Source organism: Nonomuraea mesophila (assembly GCF_004352805.1).
Classification (GTDB): domain Bacteria; phylum Actinomycetota; class Actinomycetes; order Streptosporangiales; family Streptosporangiaceae; genus Nonomuraea; species Nonomuraea longispora.
The window spans coordinates 26,874-52,869 of record NZ_SMLD01000052.1 but is presented as its reverse complement, the minus strand read 5'-3'; the positions used below and the strand labels follow the sequence as shown (position 1 = coordinate 52,869).

Sequence of the window (25,996 nt, the reverse complement as noted above, 5' to 3'; positions counted from 1 at the left end):
GGGGTGACGTACTTCCTGTTCAGCCCGGCGCTGCAGGAGGGCGTGAGCTTCACCTCGCGCTCGATGTTCACCGCGTGGGCGAGCCCCACGCAGACGTTCGGGGCGCTGCTGTTCGCTCCCGTGGTGCTGATGCTGGCCGGCGGGCGGCTCAGCCGGGTGGCGCTCGCCGTGCTGCTGCTCGCGCTGACCGGGGCCAAGGCCACGTTCCTGCCGCTGCTGCTGGCCGGGCTGGTGCTGGTGCTGGTCGTGCGCGGGTTCGTGGAGCGTCGGGTGCGCGCGGAGTGGGCGCTGGCCGCGGCTCTCACGCTGGGGTCCCTGCTGATCGCGCAGTTCGTGGTGTTCGGGCGCGGCGCGCAGGGCACGGCGGTCGCGCCGTTCGCCACGATGCGCTCGCTGTGGGGTTCGGTGGCGGGTGTGGAGATGCCGGAGCTGGCGTCCGTGCCTGCCTGGCCGCTGGTGGTGCTGACGGCGGTGCACCTGTTCTGCCTGGCGTGCGTGTGGGGCGGGGCGGCGGCGCTGGGGCGGCGGGCGCTGGAGCCGCCGATGGTGCTGGTGCTGGGCCTCGGGGCGGCGGGCGTGGGCGCGACCGTGGTGTTCGGGCATCCGTCGTTGTCGCAGCTGTACTTCCTCGAAAGCGCTCGTCCCTACCTGTCGATCGCCGCCGTGTGCGGGGTGCTCGCGGCGCGGCGGGTGCCGTGGCCGCTCGTGGCCTGCCTGGTGGGGATGGGCGCGGGGGCCGCACTGCTGGCCTCGTCGCTCGACGTCTCGGGCGGTGTGCTCGCGGCGGTGGCGGTGCCGTACTCGATGCTCGCGGCGGCGGCGCTGATGGTGTGGCGGCTCAGGCTCGGGCTGGCGGTGGTGGCGCTGCTGGCGGGGTACGCGGTGCCGGAGTCGGCGCGTGACGTGGCCGCGCACGTCACGCCCGAGAAGGGCGAGCGGGCGCGCGAGATCCCCGACGGGGCGCTGGAGGCGGGCCGGTGGTTGCGCGAGCATTCCTCGCCCGGTGACGTCGTGGCCACCGACCTGCACTGCCGCGCGGTCACGGAGCCGGCGTGCGACAGCAGGCACTACTGGGTGGCCGGGTTCACGGAGCGGCGGGTGCTGGTGGAGGGGTGGGCGTACGCCGAGAGCACGCTGTCGCGGACCCCGCTGTTCAGGGCGTCCTACCTCGACGTGCCGTTCGCCGACCCGGCGCGGCTGGCGGCGAACGACGCGGTGTTCCGGCGGCCGACGGCGGAGAACGTCCGGCATCTCGCCCAGGAATATGGCGTCAAATGGCTCTTCACCGACAGAAACCGCAAGCTGGAGAGATTCGCCCAGCTGCGTTTCCGGAACGAAAGTTCGTCGGTCTACGAGCTTTTCTGAGGGTAAAGATAATCTCCTTTTCTGGAACGAGGAGGAGAAACCGAGCCCGTCCCGCTCGACAGCCCCAGCACCATTTTCGTGGAGCCACGGCCACGAGCTACAGATGGGGACTCTATGAACACGCGTGCCGCCCTGGAGCCGCGCCCCCGCCTCGCCGACGACGCCGCCAACCGGCTGGCGTGGGTGGACATCGTCATCCCCGTGCTCAACGAGGAGCGTGCGCTGCCGGGCTGTGTACGCACGCTGGCCGGGTTCCTCGAAGAACGTTTCCCGCTGCCGTGGCGCATCACGATCGTGGACAACGGCAGCACCGACGGCACCTGGGCGCTCGCCACCGCACTGGCCGGGGAGTTCGACCTGGTGCACGCCCGCCGGCTCGACATCAGGGGCAGGGGAGCGGCGCTGCGGGCGGCCTGGCGCGACAGCCCGGCCGACATCGTGGCGTACATGGACGTCGATCTGTCCACCGACCTCGACGCCCTGTTCCCGCTGGTGGCGTCGGTGGCCAGCGGGCATTCGGAGATCGCCATCGGCACGCGGCTGGCGCACAGCGCGCGCACCCACCGCTCGCTGCGCCGCGAGGTCGTATCGCGCGGCTACAACGCCCTGCTCAGGTATGGATTCGGCGTCCGGTTCAGCGACGCCCAGTGCGGGTTCAAGGCGGCCAGGGCCGACGTGGTCCGGCCGCTGATGGACAAGGTCGAGGACGACGCATGGTTCTTCGACACCGAACTGCTGCTGCTGGCCGAGCACAACGGGCTGCGGGTGCACGAGGTGCCGGTCGACTGGATCGAGGACGCCGACTCGCGCGTGCGCGTGGTGCGGACCGCGATCGACGACCTGAAGGGGCTGGCCAGGGTCGCCTGGTCGATGTCGACGGGCCGGGCCTCGGTCGCGGTGCGGCGCTCGGAGCCGAGGCCGACGCATCCTGACGCGGTGGTCGGCCGGCCGCGGGCGGTGACGTTGGCGAAATTTCTGTCGTTCGCGGCGATAGGCCTTTTCTCCGTCATTCTGTACACGCTGATCTATCTCCCTCTGCGCGATCTGTGGTCGCCGGCCATGACGAATCTCGGCGCGCTCGTCCTCACCGGAATCATCAACATCGAGGCGAACCGCCGGTGGACCTTCAGGAAACGCACCACCGTACATTTCCGAGCGTTCCTACTCTTTCTGGCGAACTACGCCCTCACCACCGTGGCCGTGCTCAAAGTGCCCCCGGGCTCCGGGCGGCTGACCGAGGTGGGCGTGGTCGCCGCGACGTACTGCCTGCTCACCCTCATCCGTTTCACGGCCCTCGACCGCTGGGTCTTCCCGAGGAAGTGATCGATGGAGACGACTGAGATCCGCCGCCTGACCGAGCTCGAGGACACCCACTGGTGGTATCGCGAGCGCCGCGCCATCCTGCGCAGGCAGCTGCGCGAGCTCGACCTGCGGCGTCCCCCGCTGAGGCGGGCGCTGGACATCGGCGCCGCCGGGGGCGGCAACACCCGGGTGCTGGTCGAGGCCGGCTGGGACGCCACCGCCACCGACTACAGCGAGACGGCGGTCGAAGTGGCCAGGGAGCGCGGCCTGCGGGCCGTGCACGCCGACGCCAGGGCGCTGCCTTTCGCGTCGGGCAGCATGGGCCTCGTGACCGCGTTCGACGTGCTGGAGCACATCCGCGAGGACCACCTGGTCACCGAGGAGATCGCCCGGGTGCTGGCGCCCGGCGGGCACACGCTGTTCGCGGTGCCGAGCGACATGGCGTTGTGGTCCGCCCACGACCACGCCGTCGGCCACGTACGCCGCTACGGCCGCGAGTCGCTGATCAGCGTGGTCCGCAGGGCCGGGCTGAGCATCGACCGCGTATGGAGCTGGAACGTGCTGCTGCGCCCGCTCGTGCTGCGGCACCGGCGCCGGTCCGCGGGCAGCGACCTGAAGAAGACGCCGTTCCTCGTCAACGCCGGCCTGTCGGCGGTCGTCCGCGCCGAGAGGTATCTGCCGGTGGGCTCGCGCAAGGGTGTGACGTTGTTCCTGCGTGCCCGGCTCGCATGAGGACAGTGTCGGGAAAGTGATGTGCGAGCGGCTCCTGCGGGGGCGGCATTGGCTCTAGGCTGTCCGTGTGGTGATCAACTCCCTGCTCGCGGCCACGCTGGCCCTGACTTCCACGACCGCTCTCCCGGCTCAGGCCGCCGTCGACTGCAAACGGGTCAAGTGCCTGGCGCTGACGTTCGACGACGGGCCGGGCGCGACCACGCCCTCCGTGCTCAGGACGCTCAAGAAGGCGAGGGCGAAGGCCACCTTCTTCCTGGTGGGCAAGCAGGTGGAGAAACGTCCCAAGCTCGCCAGGCAGGTGCTGGCGCAGGGGCACGCGATCGGCAACCACACCTACGACCACATCTCGCTGCCGTCCTACAACGACGACCGGATCATCAACGAGCTCAAGCTCACCCAGACCGCGATCAGGAAGGCCACGGGCCACCGGCCCGTCATGTTCCGCCCGCCCTACGGGCACACCGACGAGCGGGTGCTGGCGCTGGCCGGTCAGACGGACCTCGCGCAGGTGTTATGGAGCGGCACGACGCTCGACTGGAAACTGCGTGACCCGAAGAAGATCAAGGCGGCGGTGCTGAGGCTGGCCAAGCGCGACGGCGTGCTGCTGATGCACGACGTGGTCCCGGCCACGGCGAAGGCGATGCCGGGCATCGTCAAGGAGCTCAAGAAGCGGGGCTACCACCTCGTCACGGTGCCGACGCTGCTGCGGGGCGGGAAGCCGGTCGCCGGCGAGAGCTACCCCTAGCCGCTCTCGCGGGCGTCATAACGCTCGCGGGAGGCGGCGACGCAGGCGCTGTGCCGGCGTGACCAGTTGGTGAGCGTCAGCATGGCCTCATAGAGCTCCAGCGCCATGGGCGTGGCGCGATATTCGACCTTGGGCGGCACCGTCGGATGGACGGTGCGCTCCAGCAGCCCGTCGCGCTCCAGGTTGCGCAGCGTGAGGGTGAGCATGCGCCGGCTGATGCCCTCGATGAGCCGCTCCAGCTCCGTGAAGCGCACCGGCCCGCGCGAGGTCGCCACGATGATCTGGATGGCCCACTTGCCGGCGATCCTGTCGAGGATCTCGCGCGGCGGGATGGGGCAGACGCCGTGCGCGATCATCGCCTCCGCGTCGTCCAGCGTCTTGAGCTCGGGTGGTACAGCGGTGTTCCTCTGGGACATGAAAGTGCCTTCTTCCTGGTTCTTCCATAGTCACACATCATGGCCACTGTTACATATCGTGTCCTTAGAAAGTTGGCCGTGATGAACAGATGGGCCGCATTCGCGTTGCTGGCCGCCACCCAGTTCGTGCTGATCCTCGACTCGACCATCGTGAGCATCGCGATGCCGCCCATGGGGCGCGAGCTGGGCATGACGGCGCAGGACCTGTCGTGGACGACGACGGCGTACGCGCTGGTGTTCGGCGGGCTGCTGCTGCTCGGCGGGCGGTTGTCCGACTACGTGGGCCGGCGGCGGATCTTCATCGCCGGGATGGTGGTGTTCGCGCTGGTGTCCCTGGTCGGGGGCGTGGCCTCGTCGGGTGGGGTGCTGATCGCCGTACGCGCCGCGCAGGGACTGGCCGGCGCCCTGGTCGCGCCCGCGGGGATGTCGCTCGTGATGGCGTTGTTCAAGGGCGATCCCGCGCTCAACAAGGCGATGGGACTGTGGGGCGCGGTCGGAGGCATGGGCGCCTCGGTGGGCACGGTGCTCGGCGGGCTGCTCACCGACTGGTTCGGCTGGCGGTCGGTGTTCCTGGTGAACACGCCGATCGGGCTGGCCGTGGCCGGGCTGGCGCTCGTGCTGCTGCCCGCCGTACGCACCGCGGAGCCCGTACGCGGCTTCGACCTGGCCGGCGCGGTCACCTCCACCGCCGGGCTGGGCCTGCTCATCTACGCCCTGACGGGCGCCGCGGAGGCCGGCTGGGCCTCGGCCAGGACGCTCGGCCTCGGCGCCCTGGCGGTCGTCCTCATCGTCGCGTTCCTCGCCATCGAGCGGCGCTCGGCGAACCCCCTCGTCCCCCTGAACGTCTTCCGCAGGCGTACGCTCCGCGCGGGCAACGCCGTGATGTTCCTGGTGGCGGCGGCGATGCAGCCGGTGGCCTTCCTGCTGGCCCTCTACACCCAGGTCGTGCTCGGCTACAGCCCCACCCAGTCAGGGCTGGCAACGGTGGCCATTCCCGTGACGATCGCGCTGACCGCCTCGTTCCTCGGGGGGCGCGTGCTCACCAGGTACGGCCTGCGCACGACGGCCGCCGCGGGCCTGGTGTTCATCACGGTGGGCGCGGCCCTCTACCTGCGGATCGACGCGCGCGGCGACTACGTGTTCGGCCTGCTGGGCCCAGAGGTGCTCACGGGCTTCGGCTTCGGCCTCCTCGTGGGCGCGGCCACCGTCGCCGCCACGTCGGAGGCGTCGCCGTCGGAGTCGGGGATGGTGTCGGGGTTGTTCAACGTGACCACGCAGGTGGGCATCTCGGTCGGCATCGCGGGGCTGGTGACCGTCGCCGCCGCCGTGTCGGGCGGCTCGGCCGCGCCGGAGGCGCTCGTCGCGGGGTATCGGGCGGCGTTCCTCGGCTCGACGGTGCTGGCGGCGCTGGCTCTGGTGGCCGCGCTGGCGCTGCTGCCCCGCCGCGAGGAGCCGATGCGGGAGGACCAGCCGGTTCCGGTGTGAATTGCTCACTGTGTGAAGGATGTGGCTAAAGTGCCATGTGCACGTCAAGCGATCGGGGGGACCGCCACGTTGCCTGACTGACCGTACCCGTACCCCTGGTCGCGAAGCCACGCGACAGGAGCCACCATGGGCTACCCGCCAGGCGGGCAGCAGCCGCCACCACCTGGATACCACCAGCCGCCGCACCACCACCGGCCGCAGCAGCCGTGGACCGGTGCGCCGCCCCCGCCCGCCCCACGGGGCGGGCGGGGGCCGGTCCGGATCGTCCTCGGCGTGCTCATCTCCCTCTTCGGGCTGCTGTGCACGCTCGCGGGCGCCGGGGTCATCGCCCAGGCGTTCTCCAACAGCAACCAGGAGATCTTCAACCAGCGGTACGCGAAGAACCTGTGGCGCAACCTGCCGGTCGAGACGCTGTTCCCTCCGGCGCTCGGCATGCGCGACCCGGATCGGCGCCGCGAGGAGCAGAGCGGCGGCGGGGCCTGGACGCGGGCCGCGGTCTCGAACGAGACCTCCTGCGGCAAGGCGCTGGCCGGCCTGCTCGCCAAGGAGGCGAAGAAGCGGGGTTGCCAGACGGTGCTCCGCGCCACCTACGTCGACGGCACGGGCGGGACCGCCGCCACCGTCGCCCTCGTCGTGTTCCCCACGGACGAGTCCGGCAACGACCTCGACGCCATCCTGTACGAGGCGCAGCGCGAGGAGCGCGACTACGGCGTACGGACCCTGCCGGCGAAAGGCGTCCGGTGGACGGACGGCGCGCGGGCCGGGAGCGGCGCCTCCTCGGCCGGGAGACTGTTCGTCGCGGTGACCTCAGGACCGGCCGACGGACGTCGCGCCGGCAAGCTCCCGCCGCCGTGGGGCAATCGCGAGAGCGAACAGCGCATCGACCGCTCCCCCTGGGGCGAGATGGCCGAGGGCCTCGCCAAGAGCACCACCGCCCACCTGAACGACCAGATCCAGAAGGCGAGACCGTGATCCGCAGGACGACCGTCGCAGCCCTCCTCACCGTTCCGATGCTCCTCTCGGCGGCCCTTCCCGCCCACGCCGCCGCGCCGGCCGGCTGGGAGCTCAACGCCATGGACGTGCCGGAGGCCCACCGGACCAGTCAGGGAGAGAACGTCACGGTCGCGGTGCTCGACACCGGCGTGGTGACCAGCCATCCGTCGTTCAAAGGACGGGTCACGTCTGGGCCCGACTTCATCCGCTACGGCGCCAAGAAGGGCGACCCGCACTGGGGTGAGCACGGCACCGCGATGGCCTCCAACGTGTTGTCCGTCGCCCCCAAGGCACGGGTGTTGTCCCTGCGGGTCATCCTCGACCACGAGGACCCCGGCAGGGACCGCATCGAGGAGGAGTGGGAGAAGTGGCGCAAGGGCGGCACCTTCAGCAAGGAACTCGAGCCGATGCAGACGGCACTGTCCCGAGCCGTCCGCTACTCGGTCGACAAGGGCGCCAAGGTCATCTCCATGTCCCTGGGCACCGACGAGTGGGGGGGCTTCCACGACTACCTCGACGACGTCGCCGCGGCGGTCGACTACGCCACGAGCAAGGGCGTCGTCGTGCTCGCCTCCTCCGGCAACGGCGGATCCACCGACCGTCTCGCCACCGACGCCAACAACGTGGTGTCCTACCCCGCCGGGTACGCCGGGGTGCTCGGCGTGGCCGCCGTCAGCCCGCAGGGGCAGCGCGCGGAGTTCTCCCAGGTGCACACGTACAACGCGATCGCCGCGCCGGGCGTCGACATCCGCAGCGCCACCAACACCGGCGGATACCGGATGGTCAGGGGCACTTCGCCGGCGTGCGCCCTGACGGCGGGCGCGGTGGCGCTGATGTTGTCGCGCAATCCCGAGCTGAGCCCGCGACAGGTACGCGACATCCTGGTGCGCACCGCCACGAAGCCCCGCAACGGCTACACCCTGTTCCTCGGGCACGGGGTGGTCAACGCCGACCGTGCGGTACGCGCGGCGGCCACGGCCAAGGGCGCCGAGGCCAAGGCGGCGGCGTACGAAGGGGAGAAACACTTCGGTGACGGGCCGGCCGACTCGCCGGTCGCCCACCCGCCGCTCGACCAGAGTTACCTGATCATCGGCGGCGTGGGCATAGGGATCGGGCTGCTGTGCTTCACCGGCACCTTCTTCCTCGTCCGGCGGCGGCGCGCCTGACCCCTCAAGTCTTGGGACAGAGGACGGCTTCGGCCGCCTTCTTCACCAGCGGGTCGATGGCGGGATTGGTGTTGGCAGTGCCCAGTGTGGTGGACAGGACGAACTGCACGCGGCCATCAGGTGAGTTGTAGGTGAGTGCGCTGAACCCGGACGAGCCACCCTTGACAAGTCCGTATTCGCCGCACACGCGCGGGTCGGCAGGCTTGTCTCCCGACGGGGGCTCCGGAGCGGGGCGACCGGCGTTCAGCGCCTCCTTCTCCTCCTTGGTGAGGACCTCGTTCCTGGCGAGGGCGCGGAAGAAGTCGCTGAGGTCGTCGGTGGTGGAGATGACGCCTCCGGCGGCGTAGCCGTAGCTCATGTTGAGGCGGTCGACGTCGCGGAGCTTGCCGTTCTTGTCGGGGTGGTAACCGTGCCCGTGCGGGCCCTTGATGCCGCCGGGCCACTTGGTGGGCAGGTAGGTGTCGTCCATGTGGAGGGGATCGAAGATACGGCGCTCGAACTCCCGGGACACGGAGTGGCGGGTGAGGTCCTCGATGATCAGTCCGAGGAGCATGTAGTTGGTGTTGGAGTAGGAGAACTTCTCCCCCGGCTCCTGCGTCCGCTCCACCGTGCGCGCCTTCTTCACCAGTTCCAGCGGCGGGTAGTAGGTGTCGAAGTCGAAGGCGTCGACGAGCTGCGGGGTGTACCAGTTGGGGATGCCCGAGGTGTGGTGGATCAGCTGCTCCACGGTGATCTCGTCGGCCCGTTCCACCAGGTCCTTCTCGACGACGACCGGCAGCAGGTCGCTGAGCTTGTCGTCCAGCGACAGCTTGCCCTCGGTGACCAGCTTCATGATGACGACCTGGGTCATCAGCTTGGTCTGTGAACCGACCCTGAAGCGGGCACTCGCGGGGATCTTGCCGCCCTTGCCGTTCAGCAGGCGGGTGCCGGCCGAACCCTTGCCGGCCTTTCTGCCGTCGACGTAGACCGCGCCGATCGCGCCGACGATCTCCTTGTGCTTCGCCAGTTCCGACAGGGCCTTCTGTACGTCGCCCAGCCGGGGCCGGTCGGCGGCGGCCGTGGCGGCGGGTGCTGCGACGCCCAGCGTCAGCATCGCGCAGGCCAGCCCGGCCAGACCCTTCACTGTCGCACGATTCACGTAGTTTCCTTTCTATGAACCCGTCACTGTGCGGGGCAGAGCAGTGATTCGGCGGCCTGCTGTACCTTCTCCGGCAGGTCGCCGATCTCGGTGTTGGGAACCTTCAGGGTGACGTTCACGCCGAGTTGCCGGCCGTCTTGCGTGGTGAACAGGTAGGCGATGGACCCCGGCCCCGACCCGACGGCGGAGAGGGCGATGCACGTGCCGGGCTGATCCTTCGGCGGCCGTTTGCCGGCCTGATACCGCCAGAAGGCGGCCAGGTCCTTCGCGGTGGAGACGACGCCGCCCGCCGCCCAGGCGTTGGTGGCGTTCTGCCGGTCGGTGTCGCGCAGCCTGCCCTTCTCGTCGGGATAGTAGCCGTGTCCGTGCGGGCCCTTGATGCGCTGCGTGGGCCTGGTGGGCAGGTAGGTGCCGGTCATGCGCAGCGGCTTGAAGAGCCTCTCGGCGAAGGCGGCGTTCAGGCTGTCACCGGTCTTCTTCTCGATGATCAGGCCGAGCAGGATGTAGCCGGTGCTGGAGTAGGAGAACTTCTCCCCGGGGTCCTGCTCACGCGGCAGCCCTCGAGAGACCTTCAGCAGATCGATCGGAGAGTGGTACGTGAGGTCGAAGAGGTCGAGTCTCCCGCCATAGTCGGGGACCCCGGAGGTGTGCTTGAGCAGGTGGTCCACGGTGATCTCGCCGGCGCGCTCCACCAGGTCCTTCTCCACCACCACCGGCAGCAGGTCGGCGAGCTTGTCGTCCAGCGACAGCCTGCCCTCCTCGACCAGCTGCGCGATCACGGCGGAGGTCATGCCCTTCGTGTGCGACCAGCCCCGGAAGCGCGAGTCGGAGGGGATCTTGCCGCCCTTGCCGCCGATCAGGCGGGAGCCGGCCGAGCCGCGGCCGGCGCGCCGGCCGTCGTGGAACGCCTCGGCGATGACGCCCACCACGCCGGGGTCCCGGGCGAGCTCGTCCACGGCCTTCTGGACGTCCCCGGTCCTGGGCGCGGCGGAGACGGGGGCGGGGTGGACCAGTAGCGCGGCACACGCCAGTGCGGCCGCCGTACGTTTCATGGGAGGCTCCTCGATCAGGCATCACCGGAACGGACACGACTGCCGGCGGCCGGGCGAGCCCGGCCACCGGCAGCGCGCCGGCTTCCCTCGACGTCCTTTATGGCGGAGTGGCCGTTTCCTCGCTGTTTCCCGTGGGAGGGGGAGCATCCTGCCCGTACGACATCACCGGCAGATACGGGATCGTCTGGGCCGAGCACGTCCCCTACCGGATCTACGCCTACTACGCGTCGCCGCCGGGAGTGACCACGCTGACGCTGGACGCCGGGCCGTACGGCACCTTCCCCAACGTGCCCGTCAAGTCGTAGTCCGCTTCTAGAGTTCGGCTAGCCTGTTTCCCGTGAGCGAGGGCAGGAAGCCGAACAAGAAGGCGCAGAAGTCCGCCGAAACCCGGCGCCGCATCCTGGAGGCCGCCGGGGAGCTGTTCGTGGCGCAGGGCTATGGCGCGACCATGCTGCAGCAGATCGCCGACAGGGCGGGCGTGGCAGTGCAGACCGTCTATTTCGTGTTCGGCAACAAACGCCGCCTGCTCAAGGAGCTCGTCGACGTCACGATCGCGGGCGACGACCGTCCCGTGGCGACCCTCGACCGGCCCTGGTTCCGCGAGGCGCTGGAGACCGCCACCGCTCAGGAGCACCTGCGGCTGTACGTCGCCGGCACGCGGGCGGTGCTGGAGCGGGTGGCCCCGATCACCAAGGTGCTGGAGATCGCCGTGGCCACCGACCCGGAGATCGCCGGCATGTGGCCCGGCGAGCGGGATCCGCGCTACACGGTGACACAGGCCGCCGCGGACAGCCTGATGGCCAAGCCGGGGGCGCGTCCCGGGGTTCCCGACGCCGCCGACCTGCTGTACGGCGTGCTCAGCCCCGACCTCTACCTGGTGTTCGTCCGCGACCGCGGCTGGACTCCCGAACGGTTCGAGCGCTGGGCCCACGACACCCTGCGCGCCCAGCTCTGCACCGGCTGACCCGGTCGGCGAAGCGGAGAGAAACCACTACGCTGGTGCGCAATTGATCTTGGCTCGACGCCGGGTGCCGCGGGCCTTCCGCAACGACGAGGTGCTGCAGCGTGGTCACGCACGACAAGTTCCACAGGCCGGGCTCCGGGCCGCCTTCCTCGCAGCGCGAACGCTTCGACCAGGCCCTCGGCCGGTTGAAGGACGAGGGCTGGCAGATCGTCGACGCCGGGAGGTTCGCAGCCGACACCGGGACGAGCGGCCTGCTGAGCCCGCCCGCCGACCTGGGCGAGCATTTCACCCCCCGCGGCGCCCTCGTCAAGGACGTCGCGATCTCCTGGCGCGGCGGGCTGCCGTCGCGGATCCAGTCGGTGTTCGCGCGGGAGGCTCTCGTGCTCTCCGTTCCCGGACAGGCGGAGCAGGACGACGACCTCGACGCGCTGCTGAACCTGGACGCCGACGAGCTGCGCAGGCAGGCGGACGAGGCGATGGAGCAGCTCTTCGCCGCGGTGCACGGCCTGAACAGCCCGGAGGAGGGGTTCGTCACCTGCCTGGCAGGCGACGAGGTCTCCTCTGACCTGTGCCGCATCGTGGGCGCCCTCGACCGGCTCGCCAAGCACGGCTACTTCGCCGAACCCGACCTCTGGCCGACCGTCTCAGGAGGCTGGCAGCACGTCCACGAGGCCGGGGCGTCGGCCAGGGCCGTCTTCTGGACCACCCAGGCGCACACGTCGTGCTTCGACGCCCGGGGCGACCTGGTCGACCGGCTCACGCTGCAGTGGGCCGGGGACCGCGACCTGATCGCGGAGGTCCTGCGTTCCACCGGCCTCGCGGTGCGGGCGCCGCAGGACGAGGACACCTTCTTCCTCCTCCTGCCCGGCCCGCGGGACCGCGCACCAGGACACTGAGGTCTTCGGGTCACGCCGGCAGGGCCGGGCAGTCGGTGTAGCCCGCGGCGTCGCCGCCGTAGAAGGTGGCCGGGTCCGGGGTGTTGAGGGCGGCGCCGGTCGCGAGGCGGCGGGGCAGGTCAGGGCTGGCGAGGAAGAGCCGTCCGAACGCGACCAGGTCAGCGGTCCCGTCCTGGATCAGCGCGAGGTGCTCGGGGCCGGTCGGACGGGTGCCGGTGTACGGGTTGAGGATGAGGGGACCGGGGAAGCGCCGTCGCAGGGTGTGCGTCAGCTCCCGGTCGGTGGCCTCCATGATGTGCAGGTACGCCAGGCCCGTTGTGGCGATCCGCTCGACGAGCGCCTCGTAGACGGGACGCGGGTCGGGTTCGTGGATGTCGTTGCTCATCGTGCCGGGCGACAGGCGCAGGCCGGTACGGTCGCCGCCGATCGCGGCTGTGACCGCCTCGACGACCTCCACGGCGAACCGGATGCGCCCCGAGACGGACCCGCCCCAGCCGTCGGTGCGCCGGTTGGTGTTGGGGGCGAGAAACTGCTGGATCAGGTAGCCGTTGGCGCCGTGTAGTTCCACCCCGTCGAAGCCCGCATCGATCGCGTTACGGGCGGCGTCCGCATGGTCGGCGATGGTCTGCTCGATCTCCGGTCCGGTCAGTTCGCTCGGCGTGACGAAATCCTTCATGCCATACGGGGTGTACAACCTGCCCCGCGCGGCGACCGGTGAGGGCGCTTTGGGGACCAGGCCGTCGGGCAGCAGGATGGGGTGACCGATCCGGCCGGTGTGCAGCAACTGAGCGAAGATCTTCCCGCCCTCGGCGTGCACCGCGTCGACCACTTTGCGCCAGGCAGCGACCTGCTCGGCGGTGTGCAGACCGGGCGTGGACGGATACCCCTGGCCTGTCACCGACGGTTGTACGCCCTCCGTGATGATCAGCCCGGCGGAGGCGCGCTGGGCGTAGTACTGTGCCGTCAGCTCCGACACCAGCCCGCCGGGGGCGCGGCTACGGGTCATCGGCGCCATGGCAATACGGTTGGCGAGGTGCACACCTCCGACGGTGATCGGGTCGAATGCGCTGGTCATGAATCCTGCTCCCCCACAATCCACGTAGCCGCCCATGCGTAAGACCCGCACGTCGGCGCCCACTATCACCTAGAGTTAGTTATGCGCATAATGTTATGCACTTCATGACCCTGTCAAGGAGAGCCCCGTGGACTTCGAGCAGGCCGACGCCATCAACCAGGCCGTCCGCCACCTGACCCTGCGCCATCGAGCCAGGGCCGCGGCGCTGCTGGCCCCGCTCGGCCTGCACCCCGGGCAGGAGGTGCTCCTGCTGGAACTCGCCCGCACCGGCCCGATGATCCAGGCCCAGCTCAGCGAGGCGCTCGGCTGCGAGCCGCCCAGCGTCACGCTCATGGCCCGCAAGCTCGAAGCCGCAGGCCACATTCGCCGCAGGCCGGCACCATCGGACAGGCGCGCGAGCGTCGTCGAACTCACCGACAGCGGCGCCGCCCTCGTCGGCCAGGTCAGACAGCTGTGGCGCGACCTGGCGGAGGAGACCGCGGCCGGCCTGCCCGCCGAGACGGCGGCCGCGCTCCCCGGCCTCCTCATGACCCTCGCCGACAACGTCGACACCAGACACCCTCACGGGCAAGGCGTTGCACCGAGTTAGTTATGCGCATAACATTATGCGCATAACTAACCCGGAGGAGCAGATCATGGCACTGAGCGGCGACTACGAACCGAGCGCCCTGGACTTCGTACGCGAGCACGTCGAGCAGATCATGCGTACCGGCACGACCGAAGGCGTCACCATGAAGGACCGCCCCACCGTGCTCCTGACGTATCGAGGCGCCAAGACCGGCAAAGTACGCAAGACACTCGTCATGCGGGTCGAGCACGAGGGACACTACGCCGCCGTCGCCTCCAAGGCGGGCATGCCGACCAATCCCCACTGGTACGCCAGCGTGGTCGCCGACCCGGTCGTCGAGCTTCAGGACGGCGCGGTGACCCGGCAGTTCAAAGCGCGCGAAGTGCACGACAACGAGAAGGAGCTCTGGTGGCGACGGGCGGTGGACGCTTTCCCGGACTATGCCGACTACCAGCGCAGGACCGACCGCCAGATCCCGGTCCTCGTGCTCGAACCGGTCAGCCCCGCACCATGAAGCGATGGTCAAGGGGCCGCCCGCCATACTGTGCGCCGACTGTGTGCTGACTACCCGGCTGACTGTCCGGCGCCGTAGATTGCAGCGATCCGCGCGCCGAGATCGGCGCCGTAGTTCTGGTGGTAGACCTGGGCCGAACAGTAGACCGGGCCCCCTTGCCGGGCCAGGCCGGCGGTCCAGGTGGTGGCGTTCTCCACGCCCGGGTCGCTCAACCGCAGGCCGGTGGCCACGATGTCGTCAACGCCGACGTCGGTGAAGTAGCTGGTCACGCCCTTGCGCTCGTACAGCCGCCACTCCAGCTTCGCGCTCTTCGCCCCGGCCAGTCCGGCCGTCAGGTCCACCGTGGCCTTCTGCCACGCCTGGCCGTTGGCGGCGACGTCCTGCTGCCAGACCACCTTGCCGTTGAGAAGAAGCTGCTTCACGTGGTAGCCGGCCGGGTCGCCAGGGCCGCGGTCGTCCCCGTGCCAGAAGCTCACGCTGTACGTACCGGCACCGGGTGTGAGCTGCACCTGACGGCTCGCGCTGCACCACATCCCCGCCTTGGTGGCGGTCTTCGTCTGCACGACGAAGCTCAGCCGCCCGTTGCCGGTGCGGGCGAGGTTGTCGCCCGCCGGCCGGGCCCACCCGGCGTCGCGGGACACGAAGGGGAGCTTGTACTGCAGGATTCCGGCCAGTTCCCCCGTACGGACGAGCTCAACACCCTTCTTGGTGACGGCCTCGACGTAGGAGACCGTCGGCTTCTGGGCGGCGTGGCTCAGCGGGTGGGCGTACGGCATCAGGTAGACGTCCGTGCCGGGAAGGCGCTCGGCGAGCTTCTTGACCTGGTACGACAGGTTCCACGTCCACGAGGTGTCCCGGTACGGCGAGTCCCGGAAGGGGAAGATCACTCCGTCCAGCAACGGGATCTGCTCAGCGATGAACGCGTCGGTGAACTGCTTGTAGTACACCGTGGGGACGAACTGCAACGAGGGGTTGATCGCCCTGGCGGCCGCGCGCATCTGCTTGACGTACGCGGGCGTGAACGTCCTGAGGTCGTAGGCGTAGTCGTCCACCGTCCAGCCGACCAGGTTCGGGTGGGCCTTGGAGAGGGTGGCGATCTCGCGCGCCCATGCCACGTAGTCGTGCTTGTACGGCCGCGAGACGCAACAGCCGGCCTGGCTCGGCGAGTACACCAGCACCCAGACGTCGATCCCGGCGGCGGCCGCGGCCGGGAGGAACTCCTCCCGCAGGTCCTCCCACTGCACGTTGTCGCCGGCCATCGGAAAGACGTAGGTGTTGGCCTTGAGGGCCTTCAACCCCTGGATCATCAGCTCGGTGTCGACGTGCCTGATCCCGTCGGCCCGCGGCTCCGTTTCCCGTATGAGGTTCCCTGAGGTGCCGAGGGCGCCGGGAGCCTGCGCGCGGGCCACCCCTGGAAGCATCGACAGCATCAGCGCGACGACCATGACGAGCACAGAACGGGACACCGGGTTTCCTTACGTCAGATCCGCAGACGAACGCGGTCAGCATAGGAAGCCCCGGTATGCAGCCGCTATGACCCGGCGCCCGCGTCCGGTCAGTGGCCCCTGTGACTCTGACGACCTTGACGGGCAATACCGCTCAGCAGATGCTTAGGTTTGCCTGGCGACTCGTCTTCGGGGGAATTTCTCGTGCAACTCGATGCCACTAGAGCTCACTACGAACGCCTTGCGGATGAATACGACGAGAACTGGGCATACAGTCCCAAATTCATCGCGTGGATGACCGAAAATCTCCTCAATCGCCTCAAAGTGATATCCGGAATACCTCCTAGAAGCCCCAGCCGACGTAGATGCCTACAACCGGCTCTTCGACCACCTTCGTGCACGCGCGCTGGGCCCCGATCAGAGCCGGGTCTTGATCGAGCAGACGGCAGGAGGATCACCGTGAACCACGCAAAAGACACGGATTCGCCGCAAGGTCTACAGACGACATGGCGTAAGTCCAGCTTTTCCAATGGCACCGGCGGCAATTGCGTCGAAGTAGCGCTATTGCACGACTGCGCAGACGAGGCGTACGGATCCGACCACAAGGCCGACCTGGGACCTCTCATCGCGGTGCGCGACTCCAAGAACCCCGATGGTCCTCAGCTGCACTTCACCCGCAGCGAGTTCGCCGCCTTCCGTCTAGGCATTGTGGCGGGCGAGTTCGACGACCTGGGATAGAGCTCAACCGGTCCGCCTCTAACACTACGACGCCTCGCCGACCTGATCGGCGAGGCGTCTCCCGTCGAGGACGGATTACGGCTCTGGCGTCTTTGTTCGAGACTGTTGCAAGGCTTCGGCAATCGCCGCGACCTCGCTCAGCGCCGCTTCCAGGTCCTCCACGATCTCCTGGGCGATGACCTCAGGCGGAAGCAGAGTCGGCGTCTTCAAGAGCCGGGTCTTTCAGCCAGCTGATGTCGAGGTTCACCGGCTCTTCACAGTTGAGGGTGTAGATGGGGCCTGAATGCGCCGGTCTTGCGCGCGTCCGAAATGGCAGCCGTCCGCCCCGTCCTTTCCCACTGATCACCCCTCATCGGAGAGTGCCGCGCGGCCCCGGGGGGGGCGTCATGCTGCCCCGGGGGAACGTGCTCCTCCTGGAACCGATCCGGCGGCGGTAGAAGTTCCTGCGCGCTCCTGGCTGTTCGAAGCGTGCACCGTAGACACACGCAAGTAGTCGTGCGAGAAGTCTCGTGTCTTCGATTCGAATTTTCATCCTTGGCGCACTCCACGAGCGCGGTTCCATGCATGGCCACCAGCTGAAACTGCTCGCCGAGCAGGAGCACGTCGACCTGTGGACCGACATCACGGTCGGTAGCCTCTACGGCGCGATCAAGCGCCTCGCCACGGAAGGGCTGATCGAGGAAGCGCGCGTCGAGCGCGACGGCGCATATCCCCAACGACAGGTCTGGGCGATCACAGGCGAGGGCCGAGTGGTGCTGGCGAGCCTGAGGTTGGACGGTCTCCGCGAGATCGTCTTCCGGGCCGACCCATTCGACCTCGCGGTGACCCGACTCGATCCCGACAACCTCGAAGTGCTTCCCGACGTGATCGGGGCACGACTGGGGTCGCTGCGGGCCATGCTCGCAGACCACGACGTACACACGAACGCGGTCACTCGCTACCTGTCTCGCAGTGAAGTCCTCGTGCTGAAGCACCGAGCCGACCGCTTGCGCACCGAAATCGCCTGGCACGAAGAACTCGCCGAACAGCTGCCGCAGATTATCGCGGACGAACGCACCAAGAAGGACACTCCGTGACAGCAGACACCTCCCTCCCGCCCGCTGCAGGTGTCCCCCGGGGCACCTGGCTCGCATTCGTGGCGCTGCTCGCTGGTGCATTCATTGCGTTGCTCGATTCCACGATCGTCAACGTCGCACTTCCGTCGATCCACACGGGCCTCCACAGCTCAGACGCCGCGCTATCGTGGATCATCTCGGGCTACGCCCTCGCGTTCGGCCTCGCCCTCATCCCGGCGGGCCGTGTCGGTGATCGGTTCGGGCACAAGTGGGTGTTCCTTGCCGGACTCACTCTCTTCACCATGGCGAGCATGGGGTGCGGGATAGCCCAGAACAACACCCAGTTGATCATTGCCCGCATCGTCCAGGGGCTGGCCGGTGGCACCTTTTTCACACCGATCATCGCGCTCATCCAGCTCATGTTCCCCGGACCGATACGGGGTAAGGCCTTCGCCCTGTTCGGTGCGACGATCGGAGTCGCGACCGCGCTCGGCCCGTTGTTCGGCGGACTGATCGTCCAGGCATTCGGCACGGATGCCGGCTGGCGCCTGATCTTCGGCGTCAACGTCCCGATCGGTGTCCTGGCGGTCGTCGCAGGCATCATGCTGCTGCCCGTGGGCGTCAAGGGTAAGGCGGCGAGCGCAGACCTGATCGGATTCCTGCTGGTGACAGCGGGCCTCGTGGCACTCCTCATCCCGCTCATCAACGGCCAGGACGCCGCGTGGACGGTCTGGAGCTTCTTGTCGATCGGGGCCAGCCTGCTGTTTCTTATGCTGTTCGCTGCATGGGAGCGGCGACTTGCCAACCGCGGAGGGGTCCCCCTCGTGCCACTCCGTCTGTTCAGGCACCCGGCATTCACCGGAGGCACGGTCCTCGCGCTCGCCTACTTCGCCGCGTTCACCAGCATCTTCTTCACCATCTCGCTGCTGTGGCAGTCCGGGCTCGGACGAAGCGCCTTGGCCACGGGCGTCGCGCTGCTCCCGTTCGCCATCGGCAACCTCGTCGGCTCAGCCAACAGTGACCGGCTCACAGGCCGATTCGGTCGCCGCGTCCTCGTCACGGGGCTCGCCCTCAACATGGTCGGCCTCATCGTGCTCTGGCTCATTCTCGCGACGGTCACCGCCACGAACCTCACCAGCTGGAAGATGCTCGCGCCCTTGTTGATCGCCGGCATCGGCTGCGGTCTGTTCATCGCACCGAACACGGACTTCATCGTCGCAACGGTCGACCCGCGCGAATCGGGCGCCGCGAGCGGCATCATCGGCACCATGCAGCGCGTCGGCAGCGCGATCGGCATCGCCGTCGTCGGCAGCGTCCTATTCGGGAGCCTCGACCTTACGGCGTCCTCCCCGGAATCGACCGCCCACGCGTTCGGCCAGAGCGCGGCCCTCGCCATGGCCGCCAGCGCCGCATTCAGCATCCTCGCATTCGCCCTGGTCTTCGCCCTTCCCAAACGCGTCGGGAACCCATGGTGAGACCGTGACGGATCGGAGCCCCTGGCCTCGTCCGGGCCACACGGCGCGACGTGCCTGACGCTACCTTCGCGTGCCCGGACCTGACCACGTTCTGCCGACTCGACGAGCTCGGTCTGGAAGCTGTCGGGCAGCGACTGGAACCTGATCGCGCTGTGCTGGCCTGCCGGGTCGTCGAACCGGACCGGTGGTGCCGCCGCTGCGGCTGCGAGGGCACACCGCGTGACACCGTAACCCGTCGATTGGCCCACGAGCCGCTGGGCTGGCGACCGACGACCCTGGAGGTCGTCGTACGCCGCTGCCGATGCACCGGCTGCGGGCACGTGTGGCGTCAGGACACCAGTCTGGCTGCCGAGCCACGGGCGAAGTTGTCGCGGCGTGGGCTGCGGTGGGCACTGGAAGCCATCGTGGTCCAGCACCTCACTGTCGCCCGGGTCGCCGAAGGCCTCGGGGTGGCGTGGAACACCGCCAACGACGCGGTCCTGGCCCAGGGCCAGCGTGTCCTAATCGACGATCCCGGCCGGTTCGACGGCGTGAAGGTCATCGGCGTGGATGAGCACGCATGGCGGCACACCCGACATGGGGACAAGTACGTCACCGTGATCATCGACCTGACCGGCGTCCGCGACGGCACCGGCCCAGCCCGGCTGCTGGACATGGTCGAAGGCCGATCGAAGCAGACGTTCAAACAGTGGCTGAACCAACGCGAGGCATCGTGGCGGGACGCCGTGGAGGTCGTCGCGATGGACGGGTTCACCGGGTTCAAGACCGCCACCTCCGAGGAACTCCCTGACGCGGTCGCGGTGATGGATCCCTTCCACGTCGTCCGCCTAGCCGGCGACGCGCTGGACCAGTGCCGACAACGCGTCCAACAGGACACCTGCGGGCACCGCGGCCGCACCGGCGACCCCCTCTATGCCGCACGGCGGACCCTGCACACCGGTGCGAACCTGCTCACGACAAACAACGCCACCGGCTCGAAGCCTTGTTCGCAGTCGACGCCCACATCGAGGTCGAGGCCACCTGGGGCATCTACCAGCGCATGATCGCCGCCTACCGCGAACCCGACCGCACCCGAGGCCGGCAGCTGATGACGAAGCTGATCGAGACAATCAGCCACAGCGTCCAGGCCGCGCTGGTCGAAGTGATCACACTCGGCCGCACACTGAGCAGGCGTGCCGCCGACGTGCTCGCCTACTTCGACCGACCCGGCACGTCCAACGGCCCCACCGAAGCCATCAACGGGCGCCTGGAACACCTACGCGGCTCCGCCCTCGGGTTCCGCAACCTCACCCACTACATCGCCCGCTCGCTACTCGAAGCCGGCGGCTTCCGACCCGCCCTACACCCTCGAATGTGAAGAGCCGGTTCACCTTGTCCCACGCGATCAGCTCGTCGTAGCTGAACGGCCGGAATCGTTCAGTCTCGATCCTGGTCGAACGCGGCTCCCCCGGCCGATAGCACTTGACGAAGTCGTCCAGGTGCTCCCGCCGCAGCGGGTTCTGCTTGAGCGTGAAGTGCTGGCCGATGCGGAGGTCGCGGACTTGGTCCACAGGGGAATCCGGTACGGCCGCCGCCACGAAGGGCACGTGAATGTGGCCGGAGGCGGCTTGGACGGGTCTGCGGTCAAGCCGGGCGTGTCTCACCCGCCTGTCGACTGCCCCTTCCACCGTGATCTTCTGTTGGGTGTCGTGACGATGCGGTCTCAGACACCCAATGCCCGGCGGCGCGGACCGGCTCATCTCGATTACGCCATCGGCTCGCCGAAGTGCCGGGCGCGTGGCGAAGAGCATGTGACAAGCATGAACTCGGCCATCTCCGCCTCGCAGAAGGCGCTCGAGACGGCTGCCTACCTCAAGTTCAACACCTCGCCTCGTTGATGCCGCACGAGACCGTGCGCGGTGCATGACCGTGACGTGGTGGACGTGCTCTTCCCGCACTTGACAGCGGCGGGAATCGAGCGGGCAGAGCGCCCGAAGCCGTCAGGCGCACCGGGTCCTGGCGGTCGGCCCGCGTCCCTGCGGCGTTTCGACGAATGCTTCGACGTACACGCAGCCGTGCGTGGTCATGAGCATGTTGCCGTAACTCGACGAGTACTCGCCGCGGTACACACTCGGCGCGGAGACGGCGTCGGACGGGCGGTAGGCGACAATATGGACGGCCCGTTGCGGGCTGTGCGGGCCGAGGACGAGTGCCCAGCTCGCGGTGCAAGCCGGCTGGTGGCGTAGCCGTAGTCGGCCGAATTCCGCCCCGTCCGGAAGCCTGACCGCCACGTCGTCCAGTGTGATGACCCGGTCGACGACGTCGGGCGAGCCGCAGCCCGACCGGATCGGATCCATGGCGTCGGCCGGCACCCCGGGCACGGGATGCGTCTCGTTCAGCGCACGCCACTTCGTCGGCGTCGCGACCGGCTGGGACGCACTGGACGTCGCGGCCGACTGGGGCTTGTCCGTCTGGGGCCTGTTCCTTTGGGGCTCGTTCGCTGAGGGTGGCACGCCGCGTATGGTGGAGACGGACCACGCGAGGGTCCCGGCGACGGAGATCAGCACCACCGCGGTTAGCAGGGCGAGCGCCCACCTGGCCCGGGGCGTGAGCCGCGCCAGGAGAGCCGGGCGGGCGGGCGGATCGTCCGGCGCCGACTCCGGCTGCTCGTCCGGCGGGACGCTCGCCGCGGCCCACGCCGAGCGCCACGCGGCCGGATCGTCGTCACAGGCCTGCACGAAGGACTCCACAACCTCCCAGGACGGCAACTCCCGCCCCGCTTCGGCCTTTGACAAGGTGCTGTGGGCGTAGCCGGCGCGACCGGCCAGTTGCCTAATGGTCATGCCGCGCTGAGCGCGTAAACCACGCAGACGCATGGCGAAACGCTCGATCTCGGTGGCGCCGGTCAACGGCTGCTGCTTGCGTCCCATAGTCCCGCCCTCGCTCGGAGTGTGCGCTTGGACGATTGTCCTCCAGCGGCTCCGCGCCCACCAGTCGTCCCGCCGTGGTTCGCCCAGGTCACGACGTCCGCCGCGATTGGTCGATTGTTCATCGTTGTTCACGCCGCATGTTCCGCACTTTCACCGGGACGGGCCCATGCGCAAAATCGTGGTTACGAGAACGGCGAGCACAAAAAGTGGCCCGCCCATCAGGAAAGGACGTGAAGAATTGCGGCGCATCACCTCGCTATTACTCGCCGCCGGTTTGACGTCGGGCTTTCTCGCCGTCACGCCGACGCCGGCGAACGCTAAAGGCCCGGGAATGGCGTGCATGTTCTACTACCCGTTCCAGTGGCTGAAGATTCAGTGGGGTCACACCGGATGGGCCTTCAAGGTTCCCGGTGACGACCGGTGGGTCATGGGATCGGCCGACAACACCGACAACGGCGGCCCGGAGTACACGTTCAACTCTCGGCCCAAGGAGCGGAACGTCTGGGTGATCAGGGTGGCGAACTTCGACGTGGTCAAGCACCGGTTCCGCGAGCTGACCTACACCTCGTACCGGTGCACCAAGACGAAGAACAGTGCCGTCGGCGCGGCACAGCAGCACGCGTTCAAGGAACGCGGGTACGACTTCGTCTCCAACAACTGCGCGCACCACACCTACAACACGCTCAGGGTCTACGGCGTGCCCACCGGCGGCCCGCCGCCCAGCATGATGACCCCGCCCAAGACGATGACCCAGCCGGGATACAACGTCCTGGCCTGGTACAACAGCATGCCGACGAGCCTGTTCCACCCGGCGATCAAGCTGTAGGCCATGGAAGCGAAAGGATTGGCCATGTCGATCATCACCCTCGCACGGACGTGCGGCGTCGTAGCCCTGGCCGTCCTGGCGGCCGCCGGTGTGGGCGTGAACCCGGCGCAGGCGGCGACCCACCGCGCGACCTACCGCGTGACCGGCGCGGACTCGCGCGGGCTGGCGGTGCAGAGCGAGCCGCGCGCCGGCCACGTCATCCGATATGTCGCCAACGGAACCGCGCTCAACGTGGTCTGCCAGATCAACGACGGCGGCCAGGTCGACGGCAAGGCGCACCGGGGAAGACCCTTCACCACCTGGGACCGGCTGTCGGACGGCACCTGGGTCTACGACTGGTACATGACCACGCCCACCGTCGGCGCCGACGGCTACTCTTCCGGGATCAAGCGCTGCGGCACCAAGTCGGCGCTGCCCTCGCCGGCGTCCGGTTGCGTCGATTGGCCTGCCTCCAAGTTCCTGCAGACCCCTCTGACGCGAGCGGCCAACAGCGGCGCCGGCTACGCCTGGCAGAACGGAAGTTACTACGACGAGGGCTTCCACAAAGGTTGCGGATCAGCGACCACGATGAATCAGCACTACGCGTTGGACCTAGGCATGAAGCTGGGCGACCCGGTACTGGCACCAGGCGGCGCCGGCACCGTCAAATACGCGGGCTGGGCTCCCAAGGGCTGGCAGACCTGCGGTCAGTACGTGGTGGTCGACCACGGCGGCGGCTGGTGGAGCGTGGTATGCCACCTCGAAAGAATCGCCGTCAGAACCGGACAGAGAATTACCAAGAACACCATTGTGGGAACCGTCGGCGGCACCGGCGGATTCGCACCGCACCTGCACTTCTCCTTGATGCGCAACGCCAAAATCACCTCGGACGGCGGAGTATACGGCGGGCAGAGCGCCCGTCCGCGCCACGTTCACCACCTGGGGTGTATCGCGGGCCATTACGACCACATCGTCAAGGGCCAGAAGATCTGCTACTGACCAACGGCTTCATCCGATAAGCGCGACCTGGCGGTGGGCAACGGGAGAATCCATTCCCCTTTCATCGCCAGGTCGCATTTTCGGCGCCATACAGCCGCTACATCGGCCTAATCCAAGACTCATCCCGGGCACCTCTTCACCGCCACCACCCTCAAACTTCGTCCACTCGATGCCTGGGGGCCGGCAAACCCTCAGCCTGAATCCACGGCGTGAAGTTCGGGACGAGGTTCGCGAAATTAATTCTTTCACGCCGCCAGCCGTACACACGCGATCTTCGATGACGAACACGTGATCTCCTACGCCGGGCTGGCTCCGGCGCCGCGGCCGGCCGGGCGGTGCGGCCTGGACCGCCTGGTCGGCGAGCACCTGGCGCTGGGCGCGGCCGACGGCGTCAACGCGCCGGCGAAGGTGGTCTCGATCGTGGCCGGGATGACCTGCGGCACCGACACCATCGACGACCTGGACCTGCTGCGGCACGGCGGGATGGACACGATGTTCACCGGGATCCGGGCGCCGTCCACACTGGGATCGTTCCTGCGCGCCTTCACCTGGGGCAACGTCCGCCAGCTCGACAAGGTCGCCCGCGAGCTGCTGGTCGTGCTCGCCGCGCACACGCCGTTGCTGCCCGGCAAGGACGTGCTGGCCTTCCTGGACATCGACTCGATGCAGCGGCGCCTACGGGTACGCCAAGCAGGGCTCCGGCTTCGGCCACACCAAGATCCAAGGCAAGAATGTCCTGGTCAAAGGGCTGAACGCGCTGACCATCACCCTGTCCACACCGCTGGCCGCCCCAGTGCTGGCCACTACCAGGTTGCGCGGCGGTACCACCGGGTCGGCGCGCGGCGCCGCATCAGCGGTCCGCGAATCCATCGGCACCGCCCGCCAAGCGGGCTGCACCGGCATCCTCCTGATGCTCGGCGACAGCGCCTTCTACAGCGCCGAGGTGACCGCCACCTGCCGTGATCACGACACCCGCTTCTCGGTCACCGCCAAACTCGACCCCAAGGTCAAAGCCGCCATCGCCACCATCGATGAGAACGCCTGGACGCCGATGGCCTACCCGCGGGCGATCTTCGACGAGCAGGCCGGCGGCTGGGTCTCCGACGCCGAGGTCGCCGAAACGTCCTACACCGCCTTCACCAGCGAGAAGGGCAGGCCGTCCCGGCCCGGCTGATCGTGCGCCGAGTCAAGATGCGCAACGAGCAGGCCCAGCGCGGCCAAGACGAGCTGTTCCCCGCCTACCGCTACTACCCGATCTTCACCGACAGCCCCTACACCCTGCTGCAGGCCGAGGAACAGCACCGCGATCATGCAGTACAGGAGCAGGTCAATGCTGATGTGATCAACGGGCCGCTCGCGCATTTCCCCTCCGGCGTCTTCACCGCGAACGCCGCGTGGCTCACCCTTGCCGCCATCACCCACAACCTGCTGCGCGCCCTCGGCTGCCTGGCCTCGGCCTTCCACGCCAAAACGCGCGGCCAGACCCTGCGCCACCTCATCGCCGTACCCGCCCGGCTCACCCGGCCCGGACCCGCCGACGGGCGCGGCCACCTGACCCTGCACCTGCCCGCCCGCTGGCGCTGGCAGCCCGCCCGGACCAATGCCTTCACCGCCACCCACGACCCATCCGCCGCCACAGCGGCCTGACCAGCCCAAATCCAGGTCACGCACAGCAGACGACCCGCGGTCACACGCATCCGCGACCCCCGAGCCCCCGGAAGCACCTGGACAAGCCGCGACCCGAGCGCGGCGGCCCTCACACGCCCGAAAACGGCCCTTCCACCTGCCGGACCCGCCCTCGTCCAGGAATTGGACCAGAAAACGATCAGACGAAATCACGCCGTGGATTCAGGCTTAGGCAATGCGCGTGCGCCTCGGCAAACCCTATGACCTGGATGCCGCTTCGCTCCCATGAGGCGATCTCCTCGTTCGCCCGGGTCATCGCCTCTTCCAACGGGTCGGAGAACAGGTCGACGGGGGCAAGCCTGTCACGCAGCAACGCCTCCGCCGAGGCACCTTCGGTGAGGTGCTGCACGAGCTCACGTTCGCCCTTCTCCGTGGAGATGCGGCGAAGCAGCGCCACTGTCGCAGCGCGCTCCCTGTCGTCCCGATGGCCCACACCCACAGAGTAGTGTCCTGAGCCGCCCACGTCATCCCGC

The 25,996-nt window shown here is 68.6% G+C and carries 29 protein-coding genes and 2 pseudogenes; 23 read left to right on the top strand and 8 right to left on the bottom strand.

Annotated features, from left to right (window positions below):
* From E1295_RS48840 to E1295_RS20845, 4 genes are all read left to right on the top strand, one after another.
* The coding region (locus E1295_RS48840; protein WP_425465356.1) for a hypothetical protein at positions 1-1,365 on the top strand (1,365 nt) is incomplete at its 5' end.
* Positions 1,366-1,479: 114 nt separating this feature from the next.
* Positions 1,480-2,688, top strand: a complete 1,209-nt coding sequence (locus tag E1295_RS20855) for a glycosyltransferase (RefSeq protein WP_132632005.1) — start codon at positions 1,480-1,482, stop codon at positions 2,686-2,688.
* A 3-nt stretch (positions 2,689-2,691) separates the two neighbouring features.
* Positions 2,692-3,399 carry a class I SAM-dependent methyltransferase gene (locus tag E1295_RS20850; protein WP_132632004.1) on the top strand — a complete coding sequence of 236 codons (708 nt, stop codon included), beginning with the start codon at positions 2,692-2,694 and terminating at the stop codon, positions 3,397-3,399.
* A gap of 67 nt (positions 3,400-3,466) precedes the next feature.
* Entirely contained in the window at positions 3,467-4,144 is a 678-nt protein-coding gene (locus E1295_RS20845; protein ID WP_132632003.1) for a polysaccharide deacetylase family protein, read from the top strand.
* Here the strand turns inward: E1295_RS20845 and E1295_RS20840 are convergent.
* On the bottom strand, positions 4,141-4,560 hold the full coding sequence (locus E1295_RS20840) for a winged helix-turn-helix transcriptional regulator (protein WP_132632002.1): 420 nt from the start codon (positions 4,558-4,560) through the stop codon (positions 4,141-4,143). The genes E1295_RS20845 and E1295_RS20840 overlap by 4 nt on opposite strands.
* An 81-nt stretch (positions 4,561-4,641) precedes the next feature.
* Here E1295_RS20840 and E1295_RS20835 point away from each other — a divergent pair, with 81 nt between their 5' ends.
* From E1295_RS20835 to E1295_RS20825, 3 genes are all read left to right on the top strand, one after another.
* Positions 4,642-6,045, top strand: coding sequence for an MFS transporter (locus tag E1295_RS20835; protein ID WP_246080167.1), 1,404 nt, complete (start codon positions 4,642-4,644; stop codon positions 6,043-6,045).
* Between the two features lie 126 nt (positions 6,046-6,171).
* On the top strand, positions 6,172-7,017 hold the full coding sequence (locus tag E1295_RS48835; protein WP_166427331.1) for a hypothetical protein: 846 nt from the start codon (positions 6,172-6,174) through the stop codon (positions 7,015-7,017).
* Entirely contained in the window at positions 7,014-8,204 is a 1,191-nt protein-coding gene (locus E1295_RS20825) for a S8 family peptidase (RefSeq protein ID WP_132632000.1), read from the top strand. The genes E1295_RS48835 and E1295_RS20825 overlap by 4 nt, the downstream gene beginning before the upstream one ends.
* Positions 8,205-8,208: 4 nt before the next feature.
* Here the strand turns inward: E1295_RS20825 and E1295_RS20820 are convergent, their stop codons facing one another.
* A complete protein-coding gene (locus E1295_RS20820) occupies positions 8,209-9,342 on the bottom strand; it encodes a serine hydrolase domain-containing protein (RefSeq protein WP_132631999.1) in 1,134 nt (377 codons plus the stop codon).
* Between the two features lie 23 nt (positions 9,343-9,365).
* Complete coding sequence (locus tag E1295_RS20815; RefSeq protein WP_132631998.1) at positions 9,366-10,394, bottom strand: serine hydrolase domain-containing protein; 1,029 nt, start codon at positions 10,392-10,394, stop codon at positions 9,366-9,368.
* A gap of 131 nt (positions 10,395-10,525) precedes the next feature.
* On the opposite strand from E1295_RS20815, the gene E1295_RS48830 reads away from it, so the two are divergent.
* The 3 genes from E1295_RS48830 to E1295_RS20805 all read left to right on the top strand — a co-directional run bounded on the left by E1295_RS48830 (position 10,526) and on the right by E1295_RS20805 (position 12,254).
* Positions 10,526-10,699 carry a hypothetical protein gene (locus tag E1295_RS48830; protein ID WP_166427330.1) on the top strand — a complete coding sequence of 58 codons (174 nt, stop codon included), beginning with the start codon at positions 10,526-10,528 and terminating at the stop codon, positions 10,697-10,699.
* Between the two features lie 32 nt (positions 10,700-10,731).
* Positions 10,732-11,358: a TetR/AcrR family transcriptional regulator gene (locus E1295_RS20810; RefSeq protein WP_132631997.1), complete on the top strand. Its 627-nt coding sequence runs from the start codon at positions 10,732-10,734 to the stop codon at positions 11,356-11,358.
* Positions 11,359-11,459: 101 nt separating this feature from the next.
* On the top strand, positions 11,460-12,254 hold the full coding sequence (locus tag E1295_RS20805; RefSeq protein ID WP_132631996.1) for a hypothetical protein: 795 nt from the start codon (positions 11,460-11,462) through the stop codon (positions 12,252-12,254).
* Positions 12,255-12,264: 10 nt separating this feature from the next.
* Here E1295_RS20805 and E1295_RS20800 read toward each other — a convergent pair whose 3' ends face one another.
* Complete coding sequence (locus E1295_RS20800; protein WP_132631995.1) at positions 12,265-13,329, bottom strand: alkene reductase; 1,065 nt, start codon at positions 13,327-13,329, stop codon at positions 12,265-12,267.
* A gap of 127 nt (positions 13,330-13,456) precedes the next feature.
* Here E1295_RS20800 and E1295_RS20795 point away from each other — a divergent pair, with 127 nt between their 5' ends.
* Together E1295_RS20795 and E1295_RS20790 are read left to right on the top strand one after the other, a co-directional pair.
* Positions 13,457-13,918, top strand: a complete 462-nt coding sequence (locus E1295_RS20795; protein WP_132631994.1) for a MarR family winged helix-turn-helix transcriptional regulator — start codon at positions 13,457-13,459, stop codon at positions 13,916-13,918.
* A 46-nt stretch (positions 13,919-13,964) separates the two neighbouring features.
* A complete protein-coding gene (locus tag E1295_RS20790; RefSeq protein ID WP_132631993.1) occupies positions 13,965-14,411 on the top strand; it encodes a nitroreductase family deazaflavin-dependent oxidoreductase in 447 nt (148 codons plus the stop codon).
* 50 nt (positions 14,412-14,461) lie between these two features.
* On the opposite strand, the gene E1295_RS20785 is transcribed toward E1295_RS20790, so the two are convergent.
* Positions 14,462-15,877 carry a hypothetical protein gene (locus E1295_RS20785; protein ID WP_132631992.1) on the bottom strand — a complete coding sequence of 472 codons (1,416 nt, stop codon included), beginning with the start codon at positions 15,875-15,877 and terminating at the stop codon, positions 14,462-14,464.
* 328 nt (positions 15,878-16,205) lie between these two features.
* Here E1295_RS20785 and E1295_RS51910 point away from each other — a divergent pair.
* The 6 genes and pseudogenes from E1295_RS51910 to E1295_RS48825 form a co-directional block, all read left to right on the top strand.
* Positions 16,206-16,319 (top strand): annotated as a pseudogene (locus tag E1295_RS51910) (hypothetical protein); the annotation flags it as partial.
* The gene (locus E1295_RS20780) at positions 16,316-16,594 is read left to right on the top strand and encodes a DUF397 domain-containing protein (protein ID WP_132631991.1); all 279 of its coding nucleotides are present in this window, start codon (positions 16,316-16,318) and stop codon (positions 16,592-16,594) included. The pseudogene E1295_RS51910 and the gene E1295_RS20780, both read left to right, overlap by 4 nt.
* 509 nt (positions 16,595-17,103) lie before the next feature.
* Positions 17,104-17,670: a PadR family transcriptional regulator gene (locus E1295_RS20770; RefSeq protein WP_132631990.1), complete on the top strand. Its 567-nt coding sequence runs from the start codon at positions 17,104-17,106 to the stop codon at positions 17,668-17,670.
* On the top strand, positions 17,667-19,124 hold the full coding sequence (locus E1295_RS20765) for an MFS transporter (protein ID WP_132631989.1): 1,458 nt from the start codon (positions 17,667-17,669) through the stop codon (positions 19,122-19,124). The genes E1295_RS20770 and E1295_RS20765 overlap by 4 nt, the downstream gene beginning before the upstream one ends.
* A 50-nt stretch (positions 19,125-19,174) precedes the next feature.
* Positions 19,175-20,481, top strand: a pseudogene (locus E1295_RS20760) (ISL3 family transposase).
* Positions 20,482-20,602: 121 nt separating this feature from the next.
* Positions 20,603-21,001: a hypothetical protein gene (locus E1295_RS48825; protein ID WP_166427329.1), complete on the top strand. Its 399-nt coding sequence runs from the start codon at positions 20,603-20,605 to the stop codon at positions 20,999-21,001.
* Between the two features lie 102 nt (positions 21,002-21,103).
* Here the strand turns inward: E1295_RS48825 and E1295_RS20750 are convergent, their stop codons facing one another.
* Both E1295_RS20750 and E1295_RS20745 read right to left on the bottom strand, forming a co-directional pair.
* On the bottom strand, positions 21,104-22,033 hold the full coding sequence (locus E1295_RS20750; RefSeq protein WP_132631988.1) for a helix-turn-helix domain-containing protein: 930 nt from the start codon (positions 22,031-22,033) through the stop codon (positions 21,104-21,106).
* 150 nt (positions 22,034-22,183) lie between these two features.
* Entirely contained in the window at positions 22,184-22,375 is a 192-nt protein-coding gene (locus E1295_RS20745) for a hypothetical protein (protein WP_132631987.1), read from the bottom strand.
* Between E1295_RS20745 and E1295_RS20740 the strand changes: the two genes are divergently transcribed.
* From E1295_RS20740 to E1295_RS50210, 5 genes are all read left to right on the top strand, one after another.
* The gene (locus E1295_RS20740) at positions 22,374-22,859 is read left to right on the top strand and encodes a hypothetical protein (protein WP_132631986.1); all 486 of its coding nucleotides are present in this window, start codon (positions 22,374-22,376) and stop codon (positions 22,857-22,859) included. The two genes, E1295_RS20745 and E1295_RS20740, sit on opposite strands and share 2 nt — an antisense overlap.
* A gap of 24 nt (positions 22,860-22,883) precedes the next feature.
* Complete coding sequence (locus E1295_RS20735) at positions 22,884-23,837, top strand: peptidoglycan DD-metalloendopeptidase family protein (protein WP_166427328.1); 954 nt, start codon at positions 22,884-22,886, stop codon at positions 23,835-23,837.
* A gap of 288 nt (positions 23,838-24,125) precedes the next feature.
* Entirely contained in the window at positions 24,126-24,800 is a 675-nt protein-coding gene (locus E1295_RS50220) for a hypothetical protein (protein WP_220448816.1), read from the top strand.
* Entirely contained in the window at positions 24,748-25,011 is a 264-nt protein-coding gene (locus E1295_RS50215) for a hypothetical protein (protein ID WP_220448815.1), read from the top strand. Before E1295_RS50220 ends, E1295_RS50215 begins: the two co-directional genes overlap by 53 nt.
* 17 nt (positions 25,012-25,028) lie before the next feature.
* Complete coding sequence (locus E1295_RS50210) at positions 25,029-25,484, top strand: hypothetical protein (RefSeq protein WP_220448814.1); 456 nt, start codon at positions 25,029-25,031, stop codon at positions 25,482-25,484.
* A gap of 178 nt (positions 25,485-25,662) precedes the next feature.
* Here the strand turns inward: E1295_RS50210 and E1295_RS20725 are convergent, their stop codons facing one another.
* Positions 25,663-25,920 carry a hypothetical protein gene (locus tag E1295_RS20725; RefSeq protein ID WP_132631984.1) on the bottom strand — a complete coding sequence of 86 codons (258 nt, stop codon included), beginning with the start codon at positions 25,918-25,920 and terminating at the stop codon, positions 25,663-25,665.
* Positions 25,921-25,996: the final 76 nt, after the last annotated feature.